General features: G+C 60.6%; 20 protein-coding genes. 10 read left to right on the top strand and 10 right to left on the bottom strand.

Features of this window, described 5'->3' with window-relative positions:
* The first annotated feature begins 19 nt into the window (after positions 1-19).
* The 8 genes from rodA (at position 20) to HF257_RS22195 (ending at position 7596) form a co-directional block, all read left to right on the top strand.
* Positions 20-1123, top strand: a complete 1104-nt coding sequence (rodA, locus tag HF257_RS22160) for a rod shape-determining protein RodA (RefSeq protein ID WP_174244894.1) — start codon at positions 20-22, stop codon at positions 1121-1123.
* A gap of 17 nt (positions 1124-1140) precedes the next feature.
* Complete coding sequence (gene mltB, locus HF257_RS22165) at positions 1141-2151, top strand: lytic murein transglycosylase B (protein ID WP_185708611.1); 1011 nt, start codon at positions 1141-1143, stop codon at positions 2149-2151.
* On the top strand, positions 2151-3146 hold the full coding sequence (locus HF257_RS22170; RefSeq protein ID WP_185708610.1) for a septal ring lytic transglycosylase RlpA family protein: 996 nt from the start codon (positions 2151-2153) through the stop codon (positions 3144-3146). The genes mltB and HF257_RS22170 overlap by 1 nt, the downstream gene beginning before the upstream one ends.
* Before the next feature lie 179 nt (positions 3147-3325).
* Positions 3326-4483 carry a D-alanyl-D-alanine carboxypeptidase family protein gene (locus HF257_RS22175; RefSeq protein ID WP_185708609.1) on the top strand — a complete coding sequence of 386 codons (1158 nt, stop codon included), beginning with the start codon at positions 3326-3328 and terminating at the stop codon, positions 4481-4483.
* An 85-nt stretch (positions 4484-4568) separates the two neighbouring features.
* A complete protein-coding gene (locus tag HF257_RS22180) occupies positions 4569-4844 on the top strand; it encodes a DUF493 domain-containing protein (protein ID WP_185708608.1) in 276 nt (91 codons plus the stop codon).
* On the top strand, positions 4844-5491 hold the full coding sequence (lipB, locus tag HF257_RS22185) for a lipoyl(octanoyl) transferase LipB (protein ID WP_185708607.1): 648 nt from the start codon (positions 4844-4846) through the stop codon (positions 5489-5491). Before HF257_RS22180 ends, lipB begins: the two co-directional genes overlap by 1 nt.
* 26 nt (positions 5492-5517) lie before the next feature.
* A complete protein-coding gene (lipA, locus tag HF257_RS22190; RefSeq protein ID WP_017735632.1) occupies positions 5518-6519 on the top strand; it encodes a lipoyl synthase in 1002 nt (333 codons plus the stop codon).
* Between the two features lie 156 nt (positions 6520-6675).
* Positions 6676-7596 carry a S66 peptidase family protein gene (locus tag HF257_RS22195; RefSeq protein ID WP_185708606.1) on the top strand — a complete coding sequence of 307 codons (921 nt, stop codon included), beginning with the start codon at positions 6676-6678 and terminating at the stop codon, positions 7594-7596.
* Positions 7597-7704: 108 nt separating this feature from the next.
* Here the strand turns inward: HF257_RS22195 and HF257_RS22200 are convergent, their stop codons facing one another.
* From HF257_RS22200 to leuS, 5 genes are all read right to left on the bottom strand, one after another.
* Positions 7705-9030: a lytic murein transglycosylase gene (locus HF257_RS22200; RefSeq protein ID WP_185708605.1), complete on the bottom strand. Its 1326-nt coding sequence runs from the start codon at positions 9028-9030 to the stop codon at positions 7705-7707.
* Positions 9031-9091: 61 nt separating this feature from the next.
* Complete coding sequence (arfA, locus tag HF257_RS22205) at positions 9092-9256, bottom strand: alternative ribosome rescue factor ArfA (RefSeq protein WP_003176285.1); 165 nt, start codon at positions 9254-9256, stop codon at positions 9092-9094.
* Positions 9257-9477: 221 nt separating this feature from the next.
* Positions 9478-10515, bottom strand: coding sequence for a DNA polymerase III subunit delta (gene holA / locus HF257_RS22210; protein WP_185708604.1), 1038 nt, complete (start codon positions 10513-10515; stop codon positions 9478-9480).
* 39 nt (positions 10516-10554) lie between these two features.
* On the bottom strand, positions 10555-11160 hold the full coding sequence (locus tag HF257_RS22215) for an LPS-assembly lipoprotein LptE (protein WP_185708603.1): 606 nt from the start codon (positions 11158-11160) through the stop codon (positions 10555-10557).
* 88 nt (positions 11161-11248) lie between these two features.
* Positions 11249-13855 (bottom strand): leucine--tRNA ligase, encoded by a 2607-nt coding sequence (gene leuS, locus HF257_RS22220; protein WP_185708602.1) that lies wholly within the window; start codon positions 13853-13855, stop codon positions 11249-11251.
* A gap of 262 nt (positions 13856-14117) precedes the next feature.
* Here leuS and HF257_RS22225 point away from each other — a divergent pair, with 262 nt between their 5' ends.
* A complete protein-coding gene (locus HF257_RS22225) occupies positions 14118-14435 on the top strand; it encodes a hypothetical protein (protein WP_185708601.1) in 318 nt (105 codons plus the stop codon).
* Between the two features lie 97 nt (positions 14436-14532).
* Positions 14533-15294, top strand: coding sequence for a YdcF family protein (locus HF257_RS22230; RefSeq protein WP_185708600.1), 762 nt, complete (start codon positions 14533-14535; stop codon positions 15292-15294).
* A 123-nt stretch (positions 15295-15417) separates the two neighbouring features.
* Here HF257_RS22230 and lnt read toward each other — a convergent pair whose 3' ends face one another.
* From lnt to miaB, 5 genes are all read right to left on the bottom strand, one after another.
* The gene (gene lnt, locus HF257_RS22235; RefSeq protein ID WP_185708599.1) at positions 15418-16941 is read right to left on the bottom strand and encodes an apolipoprotein N-acyltransferase; all 1524 of its coding nucleotides are present in this window, start codon (positions 16939-16941) and stop codon (positions 15418-15420) included.
* An 8-nt stretch (positions 16942-16949) separates the two neighbouring features.
* Positions 16950-17789: an HlyC/CorC family transporter gene (locus HF257_RS22240; protein WP_015373027.1), complete on the bottom strand. Its 840-nt coding sequence runs from the start codon at positions 17787-17789 to the stop codon at positions 16950-16952.
* A gap of 41 nt (positions 17790-17830) precedes the next feature.
* Positions 17831-18289 (bottom strand): rRNA maturation RNase YbeY, encoded by a 459-nt coding sequence (gene ybeY, locus HF257_RS22245; RefSeq protein ID WP_185708598.1) that lies wholly within the window; start codon positions 18287-18289, stop codon positions 17831-17833.
* The gene (locus tag HF257_RS22250; RefSeq protein WP_185708597.1) at positions 18282-19286 is read right to left on the bottom strand and encodes a PhoH family protein; all 1005 of its coding nucleotides are present in this window, start codon (positions 19284-19286) and stop codon (positions 18282-18284) included. The genes ybeY and HF257_RS22250 overlap by 8 nt, the downstream gene beginning before the upstream one ends.
* 225 nt (positions 19287-19511) lie before the next feature.
* Positions 19512-20840, bottom strand: coding sequence for a tRNA (N6-isopentenyl adenosine(37)-C2)-methylthiotransferase MiaB (gene miaB / locus HF257_RS22255; protein ID WP_185708596.1), 1329 nt, complete (start codon positions 20838-20840; stop codon positions 19512-19514).
* Positions 20841-20970: the final 130 nt, after the last annotated feature.

A 20970-nucleotide genomic window follows, 5' to 3' on the forward strand; every position in this document is an offset into this window, starting at 1 on the left:
CCTCTCCAGCGAGGATGTGATGCGTCGCCGTGCGACGTTGCTGCAGCGCATGCACATCGATGGCCCGCTGTTGATCCTGCTGCTGACCCTGGCAGCCGGCAGCCTGTTCGTCCTTTATTCCGCCAGCGGCAAGAACTGGGACCTGCTGATCAAGCAAGCTTCCTCGTTCGGCCTGGGCCTGTTGTCGATGGTGGTGATTGCCCAGCTGGAGCCACGCTTCATGGCGCGTTGGGTGCCGCTGGGGTATGTCGCTGGCGTATTGCTGCTGGTGGTGGTGGACGTAATGGGCCACAACGCCATGGGCGCGACCCGTTGGATCAACATTCCGGGGGTGATTCGCTTCCAGCCGTCGGAATTCATGAAGATCCTGATGCCGGCGACGATTGCCTGGTACCTGTCCAAGCGCACCTTGCCGCCGCAGCTCAAGCACGTGGGGATCAGCCTGATCCTGATCGGCATACCGTTCATCCTTATCGTGCGCCAGCCGGACCTTGGCACCTCGTTGCTGATTCTCGCCGGCGGTGCGTTCGTGCTGTTCATGGGGGGCTTGCGCTGGCGCTGGATCCTCAGCGTGCTTGCCGCCGCCGTACCCGTGGCCGTGGCCATGTGGTTCTTCTTTATGCATGACTACCAGAAGCAGCGGATCCTCACGTTCCTTGACCCGGAAAGCGACCCGCTGGGCACTGGTTGGAACATTATCCAGTCCAAGGCGGCCATCGGTTCCGGCGGCGTATTTGGCAAGGGCTGGCTGCTGGGCACTCAGTCGCACCTGGACTTCCTGCCGGAAAGCCACACCGACTTCATTATTGCGGTGATGGGCGAAGAGTTCGGCCTGGTGGGCATTTGCGCGCTGCTGCTGATCTACCTGCTGTTGATTGGTCGGGGCCTGGTGATTACCGCCCAGGCGCAGACGCTGTTCGGCAAACTGCTGGCCGGCGCCTTGACCATGACGTTTTTTGTTTACGTTTTCGTCAACATCGGTATGGTCAGTGGCCTGCTGCCGGTGGTTGGGGTGCCGTTGCCATTCATTAGCTACGGCGGAACTTCGCTGGTGACATTGCTGTCAGCGTTTGGGGTTTTGATGTCGATTCATACGCATCGCAAATGGATCGCACAGGTTTGAATAAGGTGAAGATGTCAATGCAAGTAATGCGCGGCTGGGCGACTCGGCATGCGTCCTGGATGGGCCTGATTGGCCTGCTGGGCGCGACGCAAGAGGCGCAGGCCGGTGACTACGATGGTTCACCCCAGGTCGCCGAATTTGTCGGTGAAATGACCCGCGACTACGGTTTCGCCGGTGAACAACTGATGGGCGTGTTCCGCGAGGCGCAGCGCAAGCAGGCGATCCTCGATGCGATTTCCCGCCCGGCCGAGCGCGTGAAGCAGTGGAAGGAATATCGCCCGATGTTCCTTACCGACGCCCGCGTGGCGCGGGGTGTGGATTTCTGGCGCCAGCATGAGGCAGTGCTGGCCCGCGCCGAGCAGGAATACGGCGTACCGGCCCAGGTGATTGTCGCGATCATTGGCATCGAAACCTTCTACGGACGCAATACTGGCAGCTATCGGGTGATCGACGCATTGTCGACCCTGGGCTTCGATTACCCGCCGCGCGCCGAATTCTTCCGCAAGGAGCTGCGCGAGTTCCTGTTGCTGGCCCGCGAAGAACAGGTCGATCCGCTGACCCTCAAGGGCTCCTACGCCGGTGCGATGGGCTTGCCGCAGTTCATGCCTAGCAGCTTCCGCGCTTACGCGGTGGACTTTGACGGTGACGGCCACATCAACATCTGGAGCAACCCGGATGATGCCATCGGCAGTGTGGCCAGCTACTTCAAGCGCCATGGCTGGGTCGCCGGCGAACCGGTGGTGGTTCGCGCCGATGTCAGCGGTGATCGAGCCGATGAAGGCTTGACCCAGGGCATCGAGCCGGTCAAGACGGTCGGGGAGTTGCGGGCGCTGGGCTGGTCGGGTCAGAATGCGCCACGCGATGACATGCCGGTGACGGCGTTCCGTCTCGAAGGCGAAAACGGCCCGGAATACTGGATGGGCCTGAAGAATTTCTACGCAATCACGCGTTATAACCGCAGTGTGATGTACGCCATGGCCGTGCATCAGCTGTCAGACATGCTGGTCCAAGCACGGGGCACCAAGTAATGCGGGTATCGTCGATCAAAAATCCGCTCAAGCTGGTGGCGTTTGCCGCGTTGTCCCTGCTGGTCGTCAGTTGTTCCACCAGCCGTGGTCCGGCGCAGAAGGGCGGGACCGCTGTGCGTTCCCAACCGGGCCTGGACATCAACCGCGCCCACAAAGACGGCGCGCCGTGGTGGGATGTGGACGTCTCGAAAATTCCGGATGCCACGCCGACCCTGCACACCGGAGCCTACAAGGCCAACCCGTATACCGTGCTGGGCAAGACCTACTTCCCGCTGCAGGAATCCAAGACCTATGTCCAGTCGGGCACGGCGTCCTGGTACGGCACCAAGTTCCATGGCCAGAACACCGCCAACGGCGAAGTGTATGACCTGTACGGCATGAGCGCTGCGCACAAGACCCTGCCGCTGCCCAGCTATGTACGCGTAACCAACCTGGACAACAACCGCACCGTGATCCTGCGGGTCAACGACCGTGGGCCGTTCTACTCGGACCGCATCATCGACTTGTCCTACGCGGCGGCGAAGAAACTCGGCTACGCCGAAACCGGTACCGCGCGGGTCAAGGTCGAAGGCATCGACCCGGCGCAATATTGGGCCCAGCGTGGCAAACCGGCGCCGTTGATGCTCAACGAGCCGCAAACCCCGCAGCCGCAAGTGACGGCGTCGGCAGGCAAGATCGAACAGTGGACGCCGCCGCCGGCACAGCACGCGCCGGATACGGTGGTGGTGCCCCATGCAGCACCGGGTGCTTCCATGGCCGGTGGGCAATACCTGCAGGTTGGCGCATTTGCCAACCCGGATGCGGCAGAGCTGCTAAGGTCGAAGCTCAGCGGCATGGTCAACGCGCCGGTGTTCATCAGTTCCATCGTGCGTAACCAGCAGACTCTGCACCGTGTACGTATGGGGCCGATTGGCTCACCAAGCGAAGTCGCACAAGTGCAGAACAGCGTGCGCCTGGCCAACCTGGGACAACCCAGTGTGGTCACCGCCGAATAACAAAAGATTGAAGGTTCAGGCCTGAACGTGGGCTTGAACCGGGGTTGTTGGCTCGTTGAACAATAAAAACCCAGGGGCAAGGGGTGAGCGGGCAACCGAACACGCGACAGTCTGGAAGCGGGCTGTCTGAATAGTTTTGCCCGCGAGGGCAAGTTTCCATAAGCAATTTCGAGAGACGGATGAACATCACCACCTTAGCCAAACGCACGTGCCTGCTTCTTTCGCTGATCATCACCCCGGCCGCCTGGGCGGTTGAAATGGTGCCGGCTTCCCCGCAACTGGCTGCCAAGGCCTGGGTCCTCATGGATGCCGCCAGCGGCAACGTGCTGGTCGAGAACAACGGTGACCAGCGCCTGCCACCGGCCAGCTTGACCAAGCTGATGACCGCCTACATCGCGACCCTGGAAATTCGTCGCGGCCAGATCGGCGAGAACGACCCGGTCACCGTCAGCGAAAACGCCTGGCGTACCGGCGGTTCGCGGATGTTCATCAAGGTTGGCTCGCAGGTGACTGTCAGCGACCTGCTGCACGGCATCATCATCCAGTCCGGCAACGACGCCAGCGTGGCCCTGTCCGAGCACATCGCCGGCAGCGAAGACGCGTTCGCCGACATGATGAACAAAACCGTGACTGACCTGGGCATGACCAACAGCCACTTCATGAACCCGACCGGTCTGCCAAACCCTGAGCACTATTCGTCGGCTCACGACATGGCGATCCTGGCGCGCGCGATCATTCGTGTTGACCCGGTGCACTACGCGATCTACTCCCAGAAGGAGTTCTTCTGGAACAACATCAAGCAGCCTAACCGCAACCTGCTGCTGTGGCGTGACAAGACCGTTGACGGTCTGAAAACCGGCCACACCGACGAAGCCGGCTACTGCATGGTGTCCTCGGCTGTACGCGATGGCCAACGCCTGATCGCCGTGGTATTCGGCACCAACAGCGAGCAGGCCCGTGCGGCCGAGACGCAAAAATTGCTGACCTACGGTTTCCGTTTCTTCGAAACCCAGACCTTCTATCAGAAGGGTGCTGAGCTTGCGACCGCTCCGGTCTGGAAGGGCGCAACTTCCCAGGTCAAGGCTGGCCTGGCTGAAGACCTGACCCTGACCATGCCTAAAGGCCAGCTGAAAAAGCTCGCTGCCAGCATGACCATGAACCCGCACCTGGTTGCCCCAATCGCCAAGGGTGACGTGATCGGTAAGGTCGAAGTCAAGCTGGACGACAAGGTCGTGCACAGCGCTGACCTGATCGCCCTGGACGCCGTCGACGAAGGTGGTATCTTCCGCCGCGTCTGGGATAGCATCCGTCTATTCTTCTACAGCTTGTTCAACTGATAAGTGTGCACCTGCAAAGCCCCGTGTTGATCCGACACGGGGCTTTGCCCGTCGCCACGGCTTACGCTTACGAGGCCGTTACGCCATGACCGATAAAGAAGTAAAGGCGCCAAAGATCGAATTCCCAGTGACGGACTATCCCGTCAAAGTGATCAGCGATACCGGTGTGGGCAACAAAGACAAGATCCTCGAGATTGTGCGTAAACACGCGACGATCAACGACAACCGTGTGGACGAGCGCTCCAGCACCAACGGTAAGTACACGACGATCCAGTTGCACATTGTTGCGACCGGTCAAGAACAGCTCTACGACATCAACAGCGAACTGCGGGCCACCGGCTTCGTGCACATGGTGTTGTGATGTCACAGGTCCTGGGCTTTCGCGAGCTCGGCCAGATGGACTATGAGCCCGTCTGGCACGCCATGCAGCGGTTCACCAACGAGCGCGGCACGTCGGCCCCCGATGAAGTCTGGCTGGTGGAACACCCGCCGGTATTCACTCAGGGTCAGGCCGGAAAGGCCGAGCACCTGTTGGTTCCGGGTGATATTCCGGTGGTGCAGGTCGACCGAGGTGGCCAAGTGACTTACCATGGCCCCGGACAACTTGTCGCATACCTATTGTTGGACGTGCGCAAGCTGGGTTTTGGCGTGCGCGATCTGGTCAGCCGTATGGAGGCTTGCCTGATCGAACTGTTGGCCAGTTACGGCGTGACGGCCACGGCCAAACCCGATGCACCCGGTGTGTATGTGGATGGCGCGAAAATCGCCTCCCTGGGGCTGCGGATACGCCACGGGTGTTCTTTTCATGGCCTGGCCTTGAACGTGGACATGGACCTGGCGCCGTTCCGGCGGATCAACCCGTGTGGTTATGCCGGGTTGGCGATGACCCAACTGAGCGAACACGCCACACCGATTAAATTTGCCGAGGTAAGTGCCCGGCTGCGTGCGCAGCTCGTCAAACACCTCGACTATGCTGAGCAGACGACCCTTACGGGCGGAATCGACTGATTATGACTACTGATGCAGTGCAAACCATGATCCCGACGGTGGACGTTACCGACCGTCCGGCCCCGGCCCCGCGTGCCAAGGTGGAAGCCGGCGTCAAGCTGCGCGGCGCCGAGAAGGTTGCACGCATTCCGGTGAAGATCATTCCGACCACCGAACTGCCGAAGAAACCCGACTGGATCCGCGTGCGTATCCCGGTTTCGCCGGAGGTCGACCGTATCAAGGCGCTGCTGCGCAAGCACAAGCTGCACAGCGTGTGCGAAGAAGCCTCCTGCCCGAACCTGGGCGAGTGCTTCTCTGGTGGCACCGCCACCTTCATGATCATGGGTGACATCTGCACCCGTCGTTGCCCGTTCTGTGACGTTGGCCACGGCCGACCAAAACCTCTGGACGTCAACGAGCCGGAAAGCCTGGCCATCGCCATCGCTGACCTGCGCCTCAAGTACGTGGTGATCACCTCGGTAGACCGCGACGATTTGCGTGACGGCGGTGCCCAGCACTTTGCCGACTGCATCCGCGAAATCCGCAAGCTGTCGCCAAACGTGATGCTCGAAACCCTGGTCCCGGACTACCGTGGCCGTATGGATGTGGCGCTGGAAATCACCGCTGCCGAGCCGCCGGATGTGTTCAACCACAACCTGGAAACCGTGCCACGCCTGTACAAGGCTGCGCGTCCGGGTTCGGACTATCAATGGTCGCTGACCCTGCTGCAGAAATTCAAGCAGATGATGCCGCACATCCCGACCAAATCCGGCCTGATGCTGGGCCTGGGCGAGACCGACGAAGAAGTGATCGAAGTCATGAAGCGCATGCGCGAACACGACATCGACATGCTGACCCTGGGCCAGTACCTGCAACCGTCCCGCAGCCACTTGCCGGTGCAGCGTTTTGTGCACCCGGACACCTTTGCCTGGTTCGCCGAGGAAGGTTACAAGATGGGCTTCAAGAACGTCGCGTCGGGCCCGTTGGTACGTTCGTCGTACCACGCTGACGAGCAGGCCAAGCTGGTCAAGGCGAGCCTGGTTTCGTAAGCCGCACCGCAGATTGAATGTGGTAGCGGGCTTGTGTGGGAGCGGGCTTGCTCGCGAATGCGGTGTATCAGTCAACTATTCAGGTGACTGATACACCGCATTCGCGAGCAAGCCCGCTCCCACATTTCGTTCCGCGTTAGTCAAGGAGAGTCGTGGATGAGCACTGCAGTACCTGCCCTTCGCCCCGAAGGCACCATCGCCCTGATCGCCCCCGCAGGCCCGGCCGAACTGGACGCCGAAAAAGCCGCACAATGGGTGCGTAATCGCGGCTACAACCTGCGTATTTTTCCGGGTGTATTTGAACGCGATGGCTATCTGGCCGGCAGCGACGACACCCGCCTCAACGACCTCCATGCCGCCTTCGCCGATTCCGACATCGATGCCATCTTCTGCCTGCGCGGCGGCTATGGCACGCCACGCCTGCTCGACCGCTTGGACTTCGGCCTGCTACGCGACAACCCCAAGCCATTCGTAGGCTATAGCGACCTTACCGCCGTGCACCTGGCTATCAGCCGGTACGCGGGCTTCGTGACGTTCCACGGGCCGATGTTCAAAGTCGACCTGCTGGGCGACAAGCAGCAACCCACCGAGTCTTCACTGTTCAGCATGCTGCGCGGCCAACTGGGCGTCGGCAGCGTGCTGGCACACCCGGTGGCCTACCCATTGACCACTATTGCGCCTGGCATTGCCTGTGGGCGCTTGCTGGGGGGCAACCTGTCGATGATCGCAGCGGTGATGGGGACCGCCTTTGAGATCGACGCCGAAGGCATCATCTTGCTGATCGAAGACGTCAACGAGCCCATCTACCGTATCGACCGCTTGCTGACGCACCTTCGCCTGGCGGGCAAGCTGGCCCAAGTGGCGGGTGTGCTGGTGGGGGACGTGGCTGGTGTGGACAAGGTTGCGTTGGAGCAGTTGCTCAAGCAGACCTTTGAACCGCTGTGCATTCCGGTGTTGGCGGGGTGGCGCAGTGGGCATTGCGACCCGAACCTGACGTTGCCGATGGGAGCGTTGGTGCGGTTGGATGCGGGGGAGCAGCGGGTGGTATTGGAGCAGGATGTGGTAGTTAAGCCCTAGTTTTCTGTCGCCTGTTGCGAGCAAGCCCGCTCCCACATTTGATGTGTGAATACATTCAAAATGTGGGAGCGAGCTTGCTCGCGAAGGCGGTAGTTGCCATAGGCAGATCTATCGGTCCTGCAACGACTCCAACAGCTTCACCGTCGGATACCCATCCGCAGGCCAGCCTAACGCCTGCTGCGCCGCACGAATCGCCTTACGCGTATTGGCACCGATAATCCCATCCGGGTTGCCCGCGTCATAACCCTTGGCACTCAGCGCCGTCTGCAAATCAATGCGTTGGGAGCGACTCAGCGGCCGCTCATCTTTTGGCCAATCGCCACGAATCACACCACCCCCCGCAAAGCGCTCCGACAACAGGCCAACCGCCAGTGCGTAGGACGACGAGTTGTTGTACTTGAGGATCGCGCGGAAGTTGTCCAGCACCAGGAACGCCGGGCCACGGTAACCTGCCGGCAGCAACAGGGCGGCAGACAGTTGATCGACGTTTGGCGGCATGCTCGCGCCCGGTGGCAGTTGGATGCCCAGTTTCAGCCACTCAGCGACCGTTTTGCGGATGCCGCCATCGGCCAGCGCGTAATCGAAGTTCGCCGGCAATTGCTGCACTTCAAACCCCCACGGCTGGCCTTTCTGCCAGCCGGAGCTTTGCAGGTAATGCGCGGTGGAGGCGAGGGCATCGGTCGGGCTGTTCCAGATGTCACGGCGACCGTCGCCATCGAAGTCGACGGCGTGGGTGTTGTAGGTGGTCGGGATGAATTGGGTCTGGCCCATGGCACCTGCCCAGGAGCCTTTCATCTGATCGGCGGAGATGTCGCCGTGCTGGATGATCTGCAGCGCTGCCAGCAGTTGAGCCTGGGCGAACGCCGGGCGGCGGCCTTCGTAGGCCAAGGTCGCCAGGGAGCGGATCACCGAGTTATTGCCCTGGAACTGGCCGAAATTGCTCTCCATGCCCCATACCGAGACGAGTGCCTGACGATCAACGCCGTAGCGGTCTTCGATTTTTTGCAGGATATCGGCGTATTTCACCAGCAACGCCTGGCCATTGCGTACGCGCAGTGGCGACAGGGCGCCGTCGAGGTATTCCCACACCGGGCGAGAGAATTCCGGCTGGCTGCGGTCGGCGCGGATCACCGCCATGTCAGGGGTGACATTGGCGAAGGCAGTGTCGAACACGGCAGCGGTGATGCCGGCCTTCAAGGCTTGCTCGCGGAAACCGGCCTGCCATTCGGCAAAAGTCTGGGTCGGTTGAATATCTAGGTTGTCCACCGCCAGAGGAGCCACGACAGCGGGAGCCGCGACCGGTGCGGTCTGGAGTGGCGGCAGGGGTTGAGCGTCGGCCGCGGTAGGTTTTTCCGCGCAGGCGACTAGCAGAATGAGGCTGGAGGCAGCGATCAATTGGCGAAGGTGCCAACGACGGGAAAGACAAGAGGGCATGCACAGGTCCAGAGGTTACAAATCAGGAACAGACCTTATCATGTCAGAGGGCGGCTTGCCTTCAGGCAGCCAGAAAGTAAGAAGCCTCCCAGCTATTAGACTGGAAGGCTTCGCGGCGGTAGCTGCCTTTGCCCTTGCCGGCGCGTTCCTGACGGCTGCGGAACAGTGGCTGGGCGATGATGGATTTGGCCTTGTTGGGGCCATGCTTGGATGGCTTTTTGCTCATGTTCGTTACTCTCTGGGTGGGTTAAAGCGGTGCAAATCATCTGCCGAAGTTTGAGCGCTGTAAAGCCTGCCACATTTCAGAAATTGTAAATGCGATCAAAAAATGTGGGAGCGGGCTTGCTCGCGAAGACGGAGGGCCAGACCCTGATGTGCTGAATGACACGACGCCTTCGCGAGCAAGCCCGCTCCCACATTGGATTTGTGGTGTTTTTGAGAGGCGTTTTATTCGGCGGGAAGGGTTAGGCGCTGACCAGCCATCAACAGCGACAACCGACTCAGGCTCATCCACGGCGAACCGGCCGCCTGGCCCTTGATCTGCGCGTCAATGCGCTGCGCTTCCAGCAACAGTTGCGCCCAGCGTTGCGCCGAGTGCCGTTGCAGCGCCTTGCTCATCAGCGGTTTGCGTTTGTCCCACACCGGTGGCCGTGCCTGGCTGAAACACTTGTCCAGCGGCGTACCTTGGCTGTATTGCAGGGCAATATTGGCCAGTACCCGCAGCTCCCGGGCCAAAGCCCAGAGAATCACCGGAGGTTCCACGCCCTCGCCACGCAGGCCTTCGAGCATGCGCAGGGCGTGAGCGGGTTCGCCGTTGAGAATCGCATCCACCAAGCCGAACACGTCAAACCGCGCACTGTCCGCCACGGCGCCCTGCACGGTTTCGACGGTGATCTGCCCGTCTTCGGCCATCAACTTGAGCTTTTCGATCTCCTGGGCCGCGGCAAGCAAGTTGCCCTCGACCCGGGCGGCGATCAACTCCACCGCGTCCTGAGTCGCCGAGAGCCCCGATTGGGACAAACGCTGGCGAATCCACTGCGGCAACTGATTGCTGTCTACCGGCCAGATCTGGATGAACTGGGTTTGCGCCCCTTCCACCAAGGCCTTGCCCCACTTGGTTTTCTGCGCGCTGCCATCAAGCTTGGGCACGCTGATCAGCAGTACCGTGTCTTCGGCGGGGCGCGAGCAATATTCCATCAGCGCGGCTGCGCCCTTGTCGCCTGGCTTGCCTGACGGCAGACGCAGTTCCAGCAAGCGTTTTTCGGCGAACAGCGACATGCTCGCGCCGGCCTGCAGCAACGTACCCCAGTCGAAACTGGCGTCGGCGGCGAACACCTGGCGTTCATCGAAACCTTGCTGGCGCGCGGCGGTGCGAATGGCGTCGGCGGCTTCCTGGCACAACAGCGGGTCATCACCGCTGACGATGTAGACAGGCGCGAGGCCACCTTGCAGGTGTTTGGCGAGTTGGGCGGGGGCAAGTTTCATAGGCAGGGTAAACGGGGCGCGTGGGGCGCCCCGTTTGGCTTACTCGACAGGAACTTCAACAGGCGATTGTTTCGGCGTGTTGTCTTCATACTCTTGCGCGGCTTTCAGCGCGTCGGCGTCAGCCTTGGCCTTGTTGTCAGCAGCTTGCTGCAGGGTCTCAAGTTGTTCCGGGGTCAGCATCGACAGGCGCAGGACCATGCGCTGTACCAGCTCACGACGCATTTCCTTGCGTACCTGGGTGACTTCGGAGTCCGAACCCACCAGGTTGTTGCCATCATGGCTCACGATTTTCTGAACCTGGATCTTGTCACCCATCAGCGGCAGGTGGTCGCGACCCTGGATTTCGAAGTTGAGCGTGGTGCTCAGTTCGATATCAGACGCACGACCGGCGCTGGCGTAGCTCAGGTTACGCTGGGTTTCTTGTTCGTTGGCCAGGAACAGCTTGTAGGTCGCGCCGGTATAAACGTGCACACCGCTGTTTTCCAGAACCTGGCGCAGTTGGGTCACGGTCGGGCTGTAGGCGTCGCGGGCGCTGACGTCCAGTTCCTTGATCGACAGGTCATTGGTGCCGGTACCGCGCAGCTGGAAGCCGCAAGCGCTCAGCAGTACGGCAAGGCCCATAACCAGCAGATTGCGTTTGATCATTTTGTTGCTCCCCTTGAAACCATGTGGGCCTTATCGAGGCCCTGAAGGCTTTGTTCGGCGCAGGGATTGAACCCTGCGCCCGATCCGATTAGCTAGCGACGATATTGACCAGTTTGCCAGGCACCACGATCACTTTGCGGATCGTCAGGCCTTCGGTGAAGCGCAGCACGTTCTCGTTGACGCGTGCGACGGCTTCGACTTCTTCGCGGGTGGCGCTGGCAGGCATGTCGATCTGGCCACGCAGCTTGCCGTTGACCTGAATCACCAGTTGCAGCGTGTCCTGAACCAGGGCGCTGTCATCTTGCACCGGCCAGCGGGCGTCGATGACGGCGTCGCTGTGCCCCAGGCGGTTCCACAGGTCGTGGCTGATGTGCGGCGTGATCGGCGCCAGCAGCAGGGTGACCGTTTCCAGGCCTTCCTGTACCAGTGCGCGATCCTGTTCGGTGGCCTGCGGGGCTTTTTCCAGCACGTTCATCAGCGTCATCACCTGGGCGATGGCGGTGTTGAACTTGTGATTCTGGCCCACATCCTGGCTGGCTTGCTTAATGGCCAGGTGAGTGCTGCGGCGAATGGCTTTCTGCTCGTCGCTCAGGGCGGCCACGTCCAGTTTGCCCGGCAAGCCTTGGCTGATATGGGCGTGAGCCAGGCGCCAGACGCGCTTGAGGAAGCGGTGCGAGCCTTCGACGCCGGAGTCGGACCATTCGGCGCTCATGTCAGGCGGCGAGGCGAACATCATGAACAGGCGGCAGGTGTCGGCGCCGAACTGATCGATCATCGACTGCGGGTCAACGCCGTTGTTCTTCGACTTGGCCATTTTCTCGGTGCCACCGATTTCGACCGGCAGGCCGTCGGCGATCAGCTTGGCGCTGATGACCTTGGCTTTGCTGTCACGTTCAAGCTCGACGTCGGCCGGGTTGAACCAGGTGTAGGCGCCGTTGGCTTCGCGACGATAGTAAGTCTCGGCGACCACCATGCCTTGGGTCAGCAGGTTTTTGAACGGCTCATCGGAGCTCACCAGGCCTTCGTCACGCATCAGCTTGTGGAAGAAACGCGCGTACAGCAGGTGGAGGATGGCGTGCTCGATACCGCCGATATATTGGTCCACCGGCAGCCAATGGTCAGCTGCGGATTTCTCGACCAGGCCACCCTCGTAGTGCGGCGAGGCGTAGCGGGCGTAGTACCACGACGACTCGACGAAGGTGTCCATGGTGTCGGTTTCACGCTTGGCAGGCTGGCCGCATTTCGGGCAGCTGCACTCGTAGAACTCGGGCATGCGTGCCAACGGCGAACCGGCGCCGTCCGGCACCACGTCTTCCGGCAGTACGACCGGCAGTTGGTCTTCCGGTACGGGCACGTCGCCACAGGTGGCGCAGTGGATGATCGGGATCGGGCAGCCCCAGTAGCGTTGGCGGCTGATGCCCCAGTCGCGCAGGCGGAACTGGGTGCGCGAGGCGCCCAGGTTCTTCTTGATCAGTGCAACTTCCATGGCGTCGAAGGCGCCTTGGAAATCCAGGCCGTCGAACTCGCCAGAGTTGATCAGGGTGCCGTGTTCGCCGTAGGCGTCTTGCCACGGAGCCGGGTTGGTTTCACCGGAACTGGTGCGCACCACCGACTTGATCGGCAAGTTGTACTTGGTGGCGAATTCAAAGTCGCGCTCGTCATGGGCCGGTACTGCCATTACAGCGCCATCGCCGTAATGCATCAGCACGTAGTTGGCGACCCACACTGGCAGCTTCTCGCCAGTCAGCGGGTGCTCGACGAACAGGCCAGTCGGCAGGCCCTTTTTCTCTTGGGTGGCAACGTCGGCTTCGGCCACGCTACCGCCTTTGCATTCGGCGATGAAAGCCTGCAGCTCAGGGTTGTTCTGTGCAGCCTGGGTCGCCAGCGGGTGCTCAGCGGCCACGGCGACGTAGGTTGCGCCCATCAAGGTGTCTGGACGGGTAGTGAAGACTTTGAGTGCGCCCGCTGCGCCGATGGAATCGACGTTGTACGGGAACTGCACTTCCATGCCCTTGGACTTGCCGATCCAGTTGCGCTGCATGGTCTTGACCTGTTCAGGCCAGCCCGGCAAATCGTCGAGGCTCGACAAGAGTTCATCCGCGTAGGCGGTGATCTTGAAGTAGTACATCGGGATTTCGCGCTTTTCGATCAGCGCACCGGAGCGCCAGCCGCGACCGTCGATCACCTGCTCGTTGGCCAGTACGGTCTGGTCGAGCGGGTCCCAGTTCACGGTGCCGTTCTTGCGGTAGATCACGCCTTTTTCGAACAGGCGAGTGAACAGCCATTGTTCCCAGCGGTAGTAATCCGGCTTGCAGGTGGTCACTTCGCGGGACCAGTCCACGGCCAGGCCCAGGCTGCGCAGCTGGGTCTTCATGTAGGCGATGTTTTCGTAGGTCCACTTGGCGGGAGCCACGTTGTTTTTCATCGCGGCGTTTTCCGCCGGCATGCCGAAGGCGTCCCAACCCATGGGTTGCAGGACGTTCTTGCCTTGCATGCGCTGGTAGCGGGAAATCACGTCACCGATGGTGTAGTTGCGCACGTGCCCCATGTGTAGCTTGCCGCTGGGGTAAGGGAACATCGATAGGCAGTAGTAAGTCTCCTTGCCTGGCTGTTCACTGACTTCAAAGGACTTTTGCTCGTCCCAGAAAGTTTGGGCGGCGTTTTCTATTTCACGGGGCTGATATTGTTCGTGCATGGCTACTTTTGAACTGAATAGGGGTGGCCTAATCCTCTTCGGTGCAACATTCAGGTCCATCGACACCAAAAAGCGGCGCGTCCGTGCCCAAACCCTGCGGGAAGTGGAGTTACAGGAAGCGCCGTAGCATACATGACCCCACTCTATCGAGGGAAACCCTGATTGCGCGGCAGGGGCCGTCTGTCGCGGCGCCAGGCAGGTGCAGCCGTGGGGACTACGCTGTTTATTGGGGAATGAGTCATATCTTCAATGAGGTGAGGGGATGGTTGAATCGCAGCGAACTTTAACGAAACCGCAGTTGTATGAAGGACTGATCGACCGTTTGGGTCGGGCATTGGATGCAGCAAGAACCGCAGGCCGATTGCGTGATGAGCGGCCTCAGGAGCTGGAGTTGCGAGGCTTGAGCCAGGCAGAGCTTGAACTGATCAAGGGCTATCTGGAATTGCATCACCACCACGCCTCTCCTGGGCAGGCCTCCCCGCCAACCCAAGAGCCCTTGCGTTCGGCCAAGGTGATCTGGCTGAAGGACTTTTCCACAGGTCGCGGGCCGGAAAAACTTCGGGCCGTACGGTGGAAGTGAAAAACACTGTTTTCCATAAGCGTTCTCAAAATGTGCTGGTAAAGATTGTCGCTAAATCCCGTTGCATCTAGGCTTCGGGCATCTTTGGAGATGCCCGATGCCTTTTCGTTATTTCATCAAACAATTGTTGTTGCCCCCCGGCATTCTTTTGCTGCTGTTGGCGCTTGCCTGGTGGTTTCGCCGAAGCCGCCCGCGTCTGGCCGGGCTTTGTTTTGCCCTGGGTTTTGGTGGGATGTGGCTGATGAGCCTGCCGGTGATGGTGGAGTGGGGCGCGCGGGCGCTGGAGACCGAGCCGCCGCTGGCGCGTGAAGACTGGTCGACCTTGGCCCAGCGCGCAGACGCCATCGTGGTATTGGGCTCGGGGCGCGAGCGCGGTGACCCGGCCTGGGGCTCCGACCAGCCCACCGGTATAGGCCTTGAGCGCCAGCGCTACGCGGCGCGACTGGCCAAGGCATCCGGGCTGCCGGTGCTGACCACCGGCGGCTTGCATTACGGCACGCCGCCCAGCGAAGCCGAGTTGATGGCGGTGTCGATGCAGGATGACTTCGGCGTGACGGTGCGCTGGAAGGAAGAACGCAGTCGGACCACGTGGGAAAATGCGCAGATGAGCGCCGAGATTCTATTGCCCGAGGGGATCAAGCGTGTGGTGGTGGTGACCCAGGCCTGGCATATGCCGCGCTCGGTGTGGAGCTTTGAAAAGGCAGGTTTTACCGTGGTGCCGGCGCCGGTGGGGTTCCTCGGCGTGGACAATGCCCGGCCGCTGGGTGGTTGGATGCCGGAGTTCGTATCGGTGTGGCGCAGTGGGCAGTTGATCAATGAAGCGGTGGGGCAGGTGGGTTACCGATTGTTTTACCGATAACATCACAAATCAAAATGTGGGAGCGGGCTTGCTCGCGAATACGGGGTGTCAGTCGCTACAGATATCGACTGGTCCACCGCATTCGCGAGCAAGCCCTCTCCCACATTGGTTTTGTGTTGGCCGTTAGACGGTCTTCGCCATCCGACCCGCCAGCAGCGCCCAACCAAACAAAGCCAGGCACACAATGATCAACGGCCATGAACGCCATTGCAGGTACGGCGTCAGGTTGTGCATTGGCACCACTTCCCCATAAAGAATGCCGCGTTCGAACTGCGGGATCTGCGCGGTGATCTGCCCAAACGGGTTGATCAGGCCGGTCACGCCATTGTTGGTGGCGCGGATCATCCAGCGGCCAGCCTCCAGCGCACGCATCTGCGCCATTTGCAGGTGTTGCAGCGGGCCGATGGAGCGGCCAAACCAAGTGTCGTTGCTAATGGTCAGCAGCAGGTCGCTCTGGGCCGACAGGCCGGCGGCGAACTCTGGGTACACCACTTCGTAGCAAATGAAGGGGGCGATTTGATAGCCCTTGGCCTGCAACATCGCCTGGTCGGCGGGGCCTCGGGCGAAGTCGGACATGGGCAGGTCGAAGAAGGCGATCAGGCCGCGCAGCATGTCTTGCAGCGGTACATATTCACCAAAAGGCACCAGCTTTTGCTTCAGGTAGGTGCCGTCACCTTCGCCGACCACGGTAATGCCGTTGAAGTAGCGCTTCTGGTGGTGCACTTCCTGGCGGATCGGTACGCCGGTGATCAGCGCGGTGTGCCGGTCGGCGGCGAACTTGCCCATCATGCCCAGGTAGCCCTCGACGGACTCCTTGAGCACTGGCACCGCGGTTTCCGGCCACACCAGCAGGTCAACCGGTTTGGAACTGAAGCTCATGTCGCGGTACAGCGCCAACTGCGCATTGAGCTGTTCCGGGTCCCATTTCATGCTCTGCTCGACGTTGCCCTGGATCGCAGCCACGGTCAGTGGCGCGCCGGAAGGCGTGGTCCAGGCATGGTGCTTGAGGGCCAGGCCGATGGCCCAAGGTGCGACCAGCAGCACCAGGCCCGCGCCGATAAAGGCATTACGCTTGCTGGCCAGCAGGCGTGGTAGGTTGCACAACAGCGCTGCGGTGAGTGCCAGGGCAAACGAAATCAGCCACATCCCACCCACCGGCGCCAGGCCGGTCAGGGGGCCGTCAAGCTGGCTATAGCCGGAATACAACCACGGGAAACCGGTGAGGAACCAGCCGCGAAATGCTTCCTGGCCAACCCACAGTGCTGCGAAAGTCAGCGCATCGGCCAACGGTGCTTCATTGCGGCGTAACCAGCGCACCCATAACCAAGCGGGCAGCGCGAAGAACCAGGCAATGGCGGCTGTAAACAACAGCATCAGGAAACCCGCCAGCAGTACCGAAGCGCCGCCGAAGTGGTGGATGCTGTAGTAGATCCAGCTGGTGCCGGCACCAAACAGACCGAAACCGAAGCACCAGCCACGACCCAAGGCCTGGCGTGGGCTCAGTTCCCGCAGCCCGATATAGAACAATCCGACGGCCACCAGAGCAAACGGCCACAGATCGAATGGCGCCAGCGCCAGGGTAGTGATGGCGCCGGCCACCACGGCCAGCAAGTTACCGGGCCAGCCGGGTGCGATCAAACGGCGCATTTCAGTCCTTAACGGGCAATAGGTGTCAGGCGAATCAAGTGAATTCGACGGCTATCGGCATTCAGGATGCGGAAGCGATAAGCGCCGATCTCGGTGGTTTCGTTACGCTTTGGCAGATGCCCAAACGCACTCATCACCAGGCCGCCCACGGTGTCGAACTCGTCGTCGGAGAATTCGCTGTCGAAGAACTCGTTGAAGTTCTCGATCGGCGTCAGCGCCTTGACCAGGAAGTCTCCGCTCGGCAAAGGCTTGATGTAGCTGTCTTCTTCGACGTCGTGCTCGTCTTCGATGTCGCCGACGATCTGTTCCAGCACGTCTTCGATGGTCACCAGGCCAGCAACGCCGCCGTATTCGTCGATCACAATGGCCATGTGATTGTGGTTGGCGCGGAATTCACGCAGCAACACATTCAGGCGCTTGGATTCGGGTACGAAGGTGGCCGGCCGCAGCAGATCCTTGATGTTGAAGTTGTCGCCGTTCTCCTTGAGGATCAGCGGCAGCAGGTCCTTGGCCAGCAGGACGCCCATGACGTCGTCATGGCTTTCACCGATCACCGGGTAGCGCGAGTGCGCCGAGTCGATTACGGCCGGGAGGAATTCCCGTGGGGTCTGGGTCGCCTTGATGCTGATCATCTGCGAGCGCGGGACCATGATGTCCCGCACTTGCAGGTCAGCCACCTGGATGGCGCCTTCGACGATGGCCAGCGCTTCGCTGTCCAGCAACTTGTTCTGGTGGGCCTCGCGCAGCAGCTCCAGCAGCTCCTGGCGGTTTTTCGGCTCGTGGGCAAAAGCCTGGGTCAGTTTACCCAGCCATGACTTCTGCCCGTTGCTCGATCGGTCTTCGCTCATAGCGATTACTCTGAATCCTTTGTTGTTACAGTTGAGTGTTTTTAAGCTTCGTCGTCGGCATACGGGTCCGGATGACCCAATTCTGCAAGCAACGTTTGTTCCAGTGTTTCCATTTCCTCGGCTTCTTCATCGTCTATATGGTCGTAACCCAAGAGATGCAAGCAGCCGTGGATGACCAGGTGAGCCCAATGGGCTTCAAGGTCCTTGCCTTGTTCCTTCGCTTCGCGTTCTACCACCTCGACGCAGATAACCAGGTCTCCCAGCAGTGGGATATCCAGTAACTCATCCGGTACGTCGGCGGGGAAGGACAGCACGTTGGTCGCGTAGTCCTTTTGGCGCCAGGTGTGATTCAGTTCGCGGCCCTCGGGTTCGTCCACCAGACGAATGGTAAGTTCCGAGTCGGCGGTGCGCTGGCGTAGGGCCAGGGTGCACCATTGGCGGAACTGTTCTTCGCTGGGGGCGGCCGCTTCGGTGGCCAGCTGCAGGTCTAGCTCAAGCATCGCGGCGGGTGTCCTTGGACAAACCATCATCACGGTGTTCGAAGCGCTCGTAGGCCTCGACAATGCGCTGCACCAGCGGGTGGCGCACGACGTCCTTGGGCGAGAAGTGCGTGAAGCTGATGCCTGGCACGTCCTTGAGCACTTCAATCACATGACCCAAGCCCGACTTGGTGCCCTTGGGCAGGTCAACCTGGGTAATGTCGCCGGTGATGATGGCCGTGGAGCCGAACCCGATGCGGGTCAGGAACATCTTCATCTGCTCGACCGTGGTGTTCTGGCTTTCGTCGAGGATGATGAAACTGTTGCTCAAGGTGCGGCCGCGCATATAGGCCAGCGGGGCGATCTCGATCACCTGGCGCTCGATCAGCTTGGCCACGTATTCAAAGCCGAGCATTTCGTACAGCGCGTCGTAGAGCGGGCGCAGGTACGGGTCGATCTTCTGTGCGAGGTCGCCGGGCAGGAAGCCGAGCTTTTCGCCCGCCTCGACCGCTGGGCGCACCAGCAGGATGCGGCGCACTTGCTCGCGCTCAAGAGCATCCACGGCACAGGCCACGGCCAGGTAGGTCTTGCCGGTACCGGCGGGGCCGATGCCGAAATTGATGTCGTTGCCGAGGATCGCCTTTACGTACTTCTGCTGATTCAAGCCCTTTGGGCGAATCATGCCTTTTTTGGTACGCAAGGCCACGCTGGCTTCAGCGACAGGGTTGTTGGCCAAATCTTCCACAGCCGATTCCTGTAAATACAGGTGCACGGTTTCTGGCGACAGCTCGCTACCCTTGGTTTCGCGGTAGAGGCGGCGCAGCAGGTTTTCTGCGGATTTAGTGGACTGGGTTTCACCAACGAGCTCGAACTGATTGCCGCGATTGCGGATCTCGATGCCCAGGCGTTGTTCGATCAGGCGCAGGTGCTCGTCGAACTGTCCGCACAGATTGGCGAAACGGCGAGCCTCAAATGGCTCGAGGAGAAAACGATGGGGTTCTGCTATGGGTGCGTTCAAGGTCGCTTTTAGCCGCCCTTTGGCTGTTGAGGTGAAAGAGAGAATAACGCCAGTGGCGCGGGTACGAAAGCACTTACGTCATTGGAATGTTGCGCAGTTCCAATGTGGGAGCGGGCTTGCTCGCGAAGGCGGTGGGTCAGTCAATACCTGTATCAACTGATCTGCCGCCTTCGCGAGCAAGCCCGCTCCCACATTTTATCTCCATCAGTCAGACATATTGATGGGTTATTGGATCAGCGAGCCCCTCAACGAGTGCGGTTGCGCCGCATCGATGTGCACATCGGCAAACTGACCGATCAGGGTCGGATTATCGCAGCGAAAGTTGACGATTCGGTTGTTCTCGGTGCGACCCTGCAATTCGCCCGGGTCTTTTTTCGAATAGTCGGTGACCAGGATGCGCTGGGTCGAGCCGACCATTTGTCGGCTGATCTCGAAGCCTTGCTGGTTCAACCGATGCTGCAACGCGTTCAGGCGTTCTTTTTTCAGCGCTTCCGGGGTCTCGTCCGCCAGGTCGGCCGCCGGAGTGCCGGGGCGTTGGCTGTAGACGAACGAGTAGGAGAAGTCGAAACCGACGTCTTCAATCAGCTTCATGGTCTGCTGGAAGTCTTTCTCGGTCTCGCCGGGGAAACCGACGATAAAGTCCGAGCTGATGCAGATGCCCGGCACCGCCGCGCGCAGTTTGCGCAGTTTGGATTTGTACTCCAGGGCGGTGTGGTTGCGCTTCATCGCCGAGAGGATACGGTCCGAGCCCGATTGCACCGGCAAGTGCAGGTGTTTGACCAGTTCCGGCACTTCAGCGTGGGCCTGGATCAGGCTGTCGGAAAACTCCAGCGGGTGCGACGTGGTGTAGCGAATGCGCTCGATGCCATCGACGGCGGCAACCACACGGATCAGCTCTGCCAGGTCGGCCAGGCGTCCGTCGTGGGTCAGCCCACGGTAGCCGTTGACGTTCTGGCCCAGCAGGGTCACTTCACGTACTCCGTTTTCGGCCAGGTGGATGATTTCCGACAGCACATCGTCAAATGGACGGCTGACTTCTTCACCACGGGTGTAGGGCACCACGCAGAACGTGCAGTACTTGCTGCACCCTTCCATCACCGACACATAAGCGCTTGGCCCGTCGATGCGCGGCTCGGGCAAATGGTCGAATTTTTCGATTTCGGGGAACGACACGTCGACTTGCGGCAGCTTGCTGATACGCGCAGCGTCGATCATTTCTGGCAGGCGGTGCAGGGTTTGCGGGCCGAAGACCACATCGACATAGGGCGCGCGGTCGCGAATCGCGGCGCCTTCCTGGCTGGCCACGCAACCGCCGACGGCGATCACCATGTCCGGATTAGCCAATTTCAGTTCACGCCAGCGGCCCAGCTGGGAGTACACACGGTCCTGGGCCCGCTCGCGGATCGAGCAGGTATTGAGCAGGATCACGTCGGCATCTTCGGCGCGGGCAGTGACTTCCAGGGCCTGGTGTTCGCCCAGCAGATCGACCATGCGCGAGCTGTCGTACTCGTTCATCTGGCAACCGTGGGTTTCGATGTAAAGCTTCTTGGCCATGGGAATCGTCAACTGGTGGTAAAGAACCGCGCATTATAGGGGGCATGCCCATTGGTTCCTAGCGTTGTGCATCGGGTGCCATGCTATAGTTCGCGCCCTCTTTTATATCCCCGATGTGTTATTCGCCCAC

The organism is Pseudomonas cremoris (assembly GCF_014230465.1).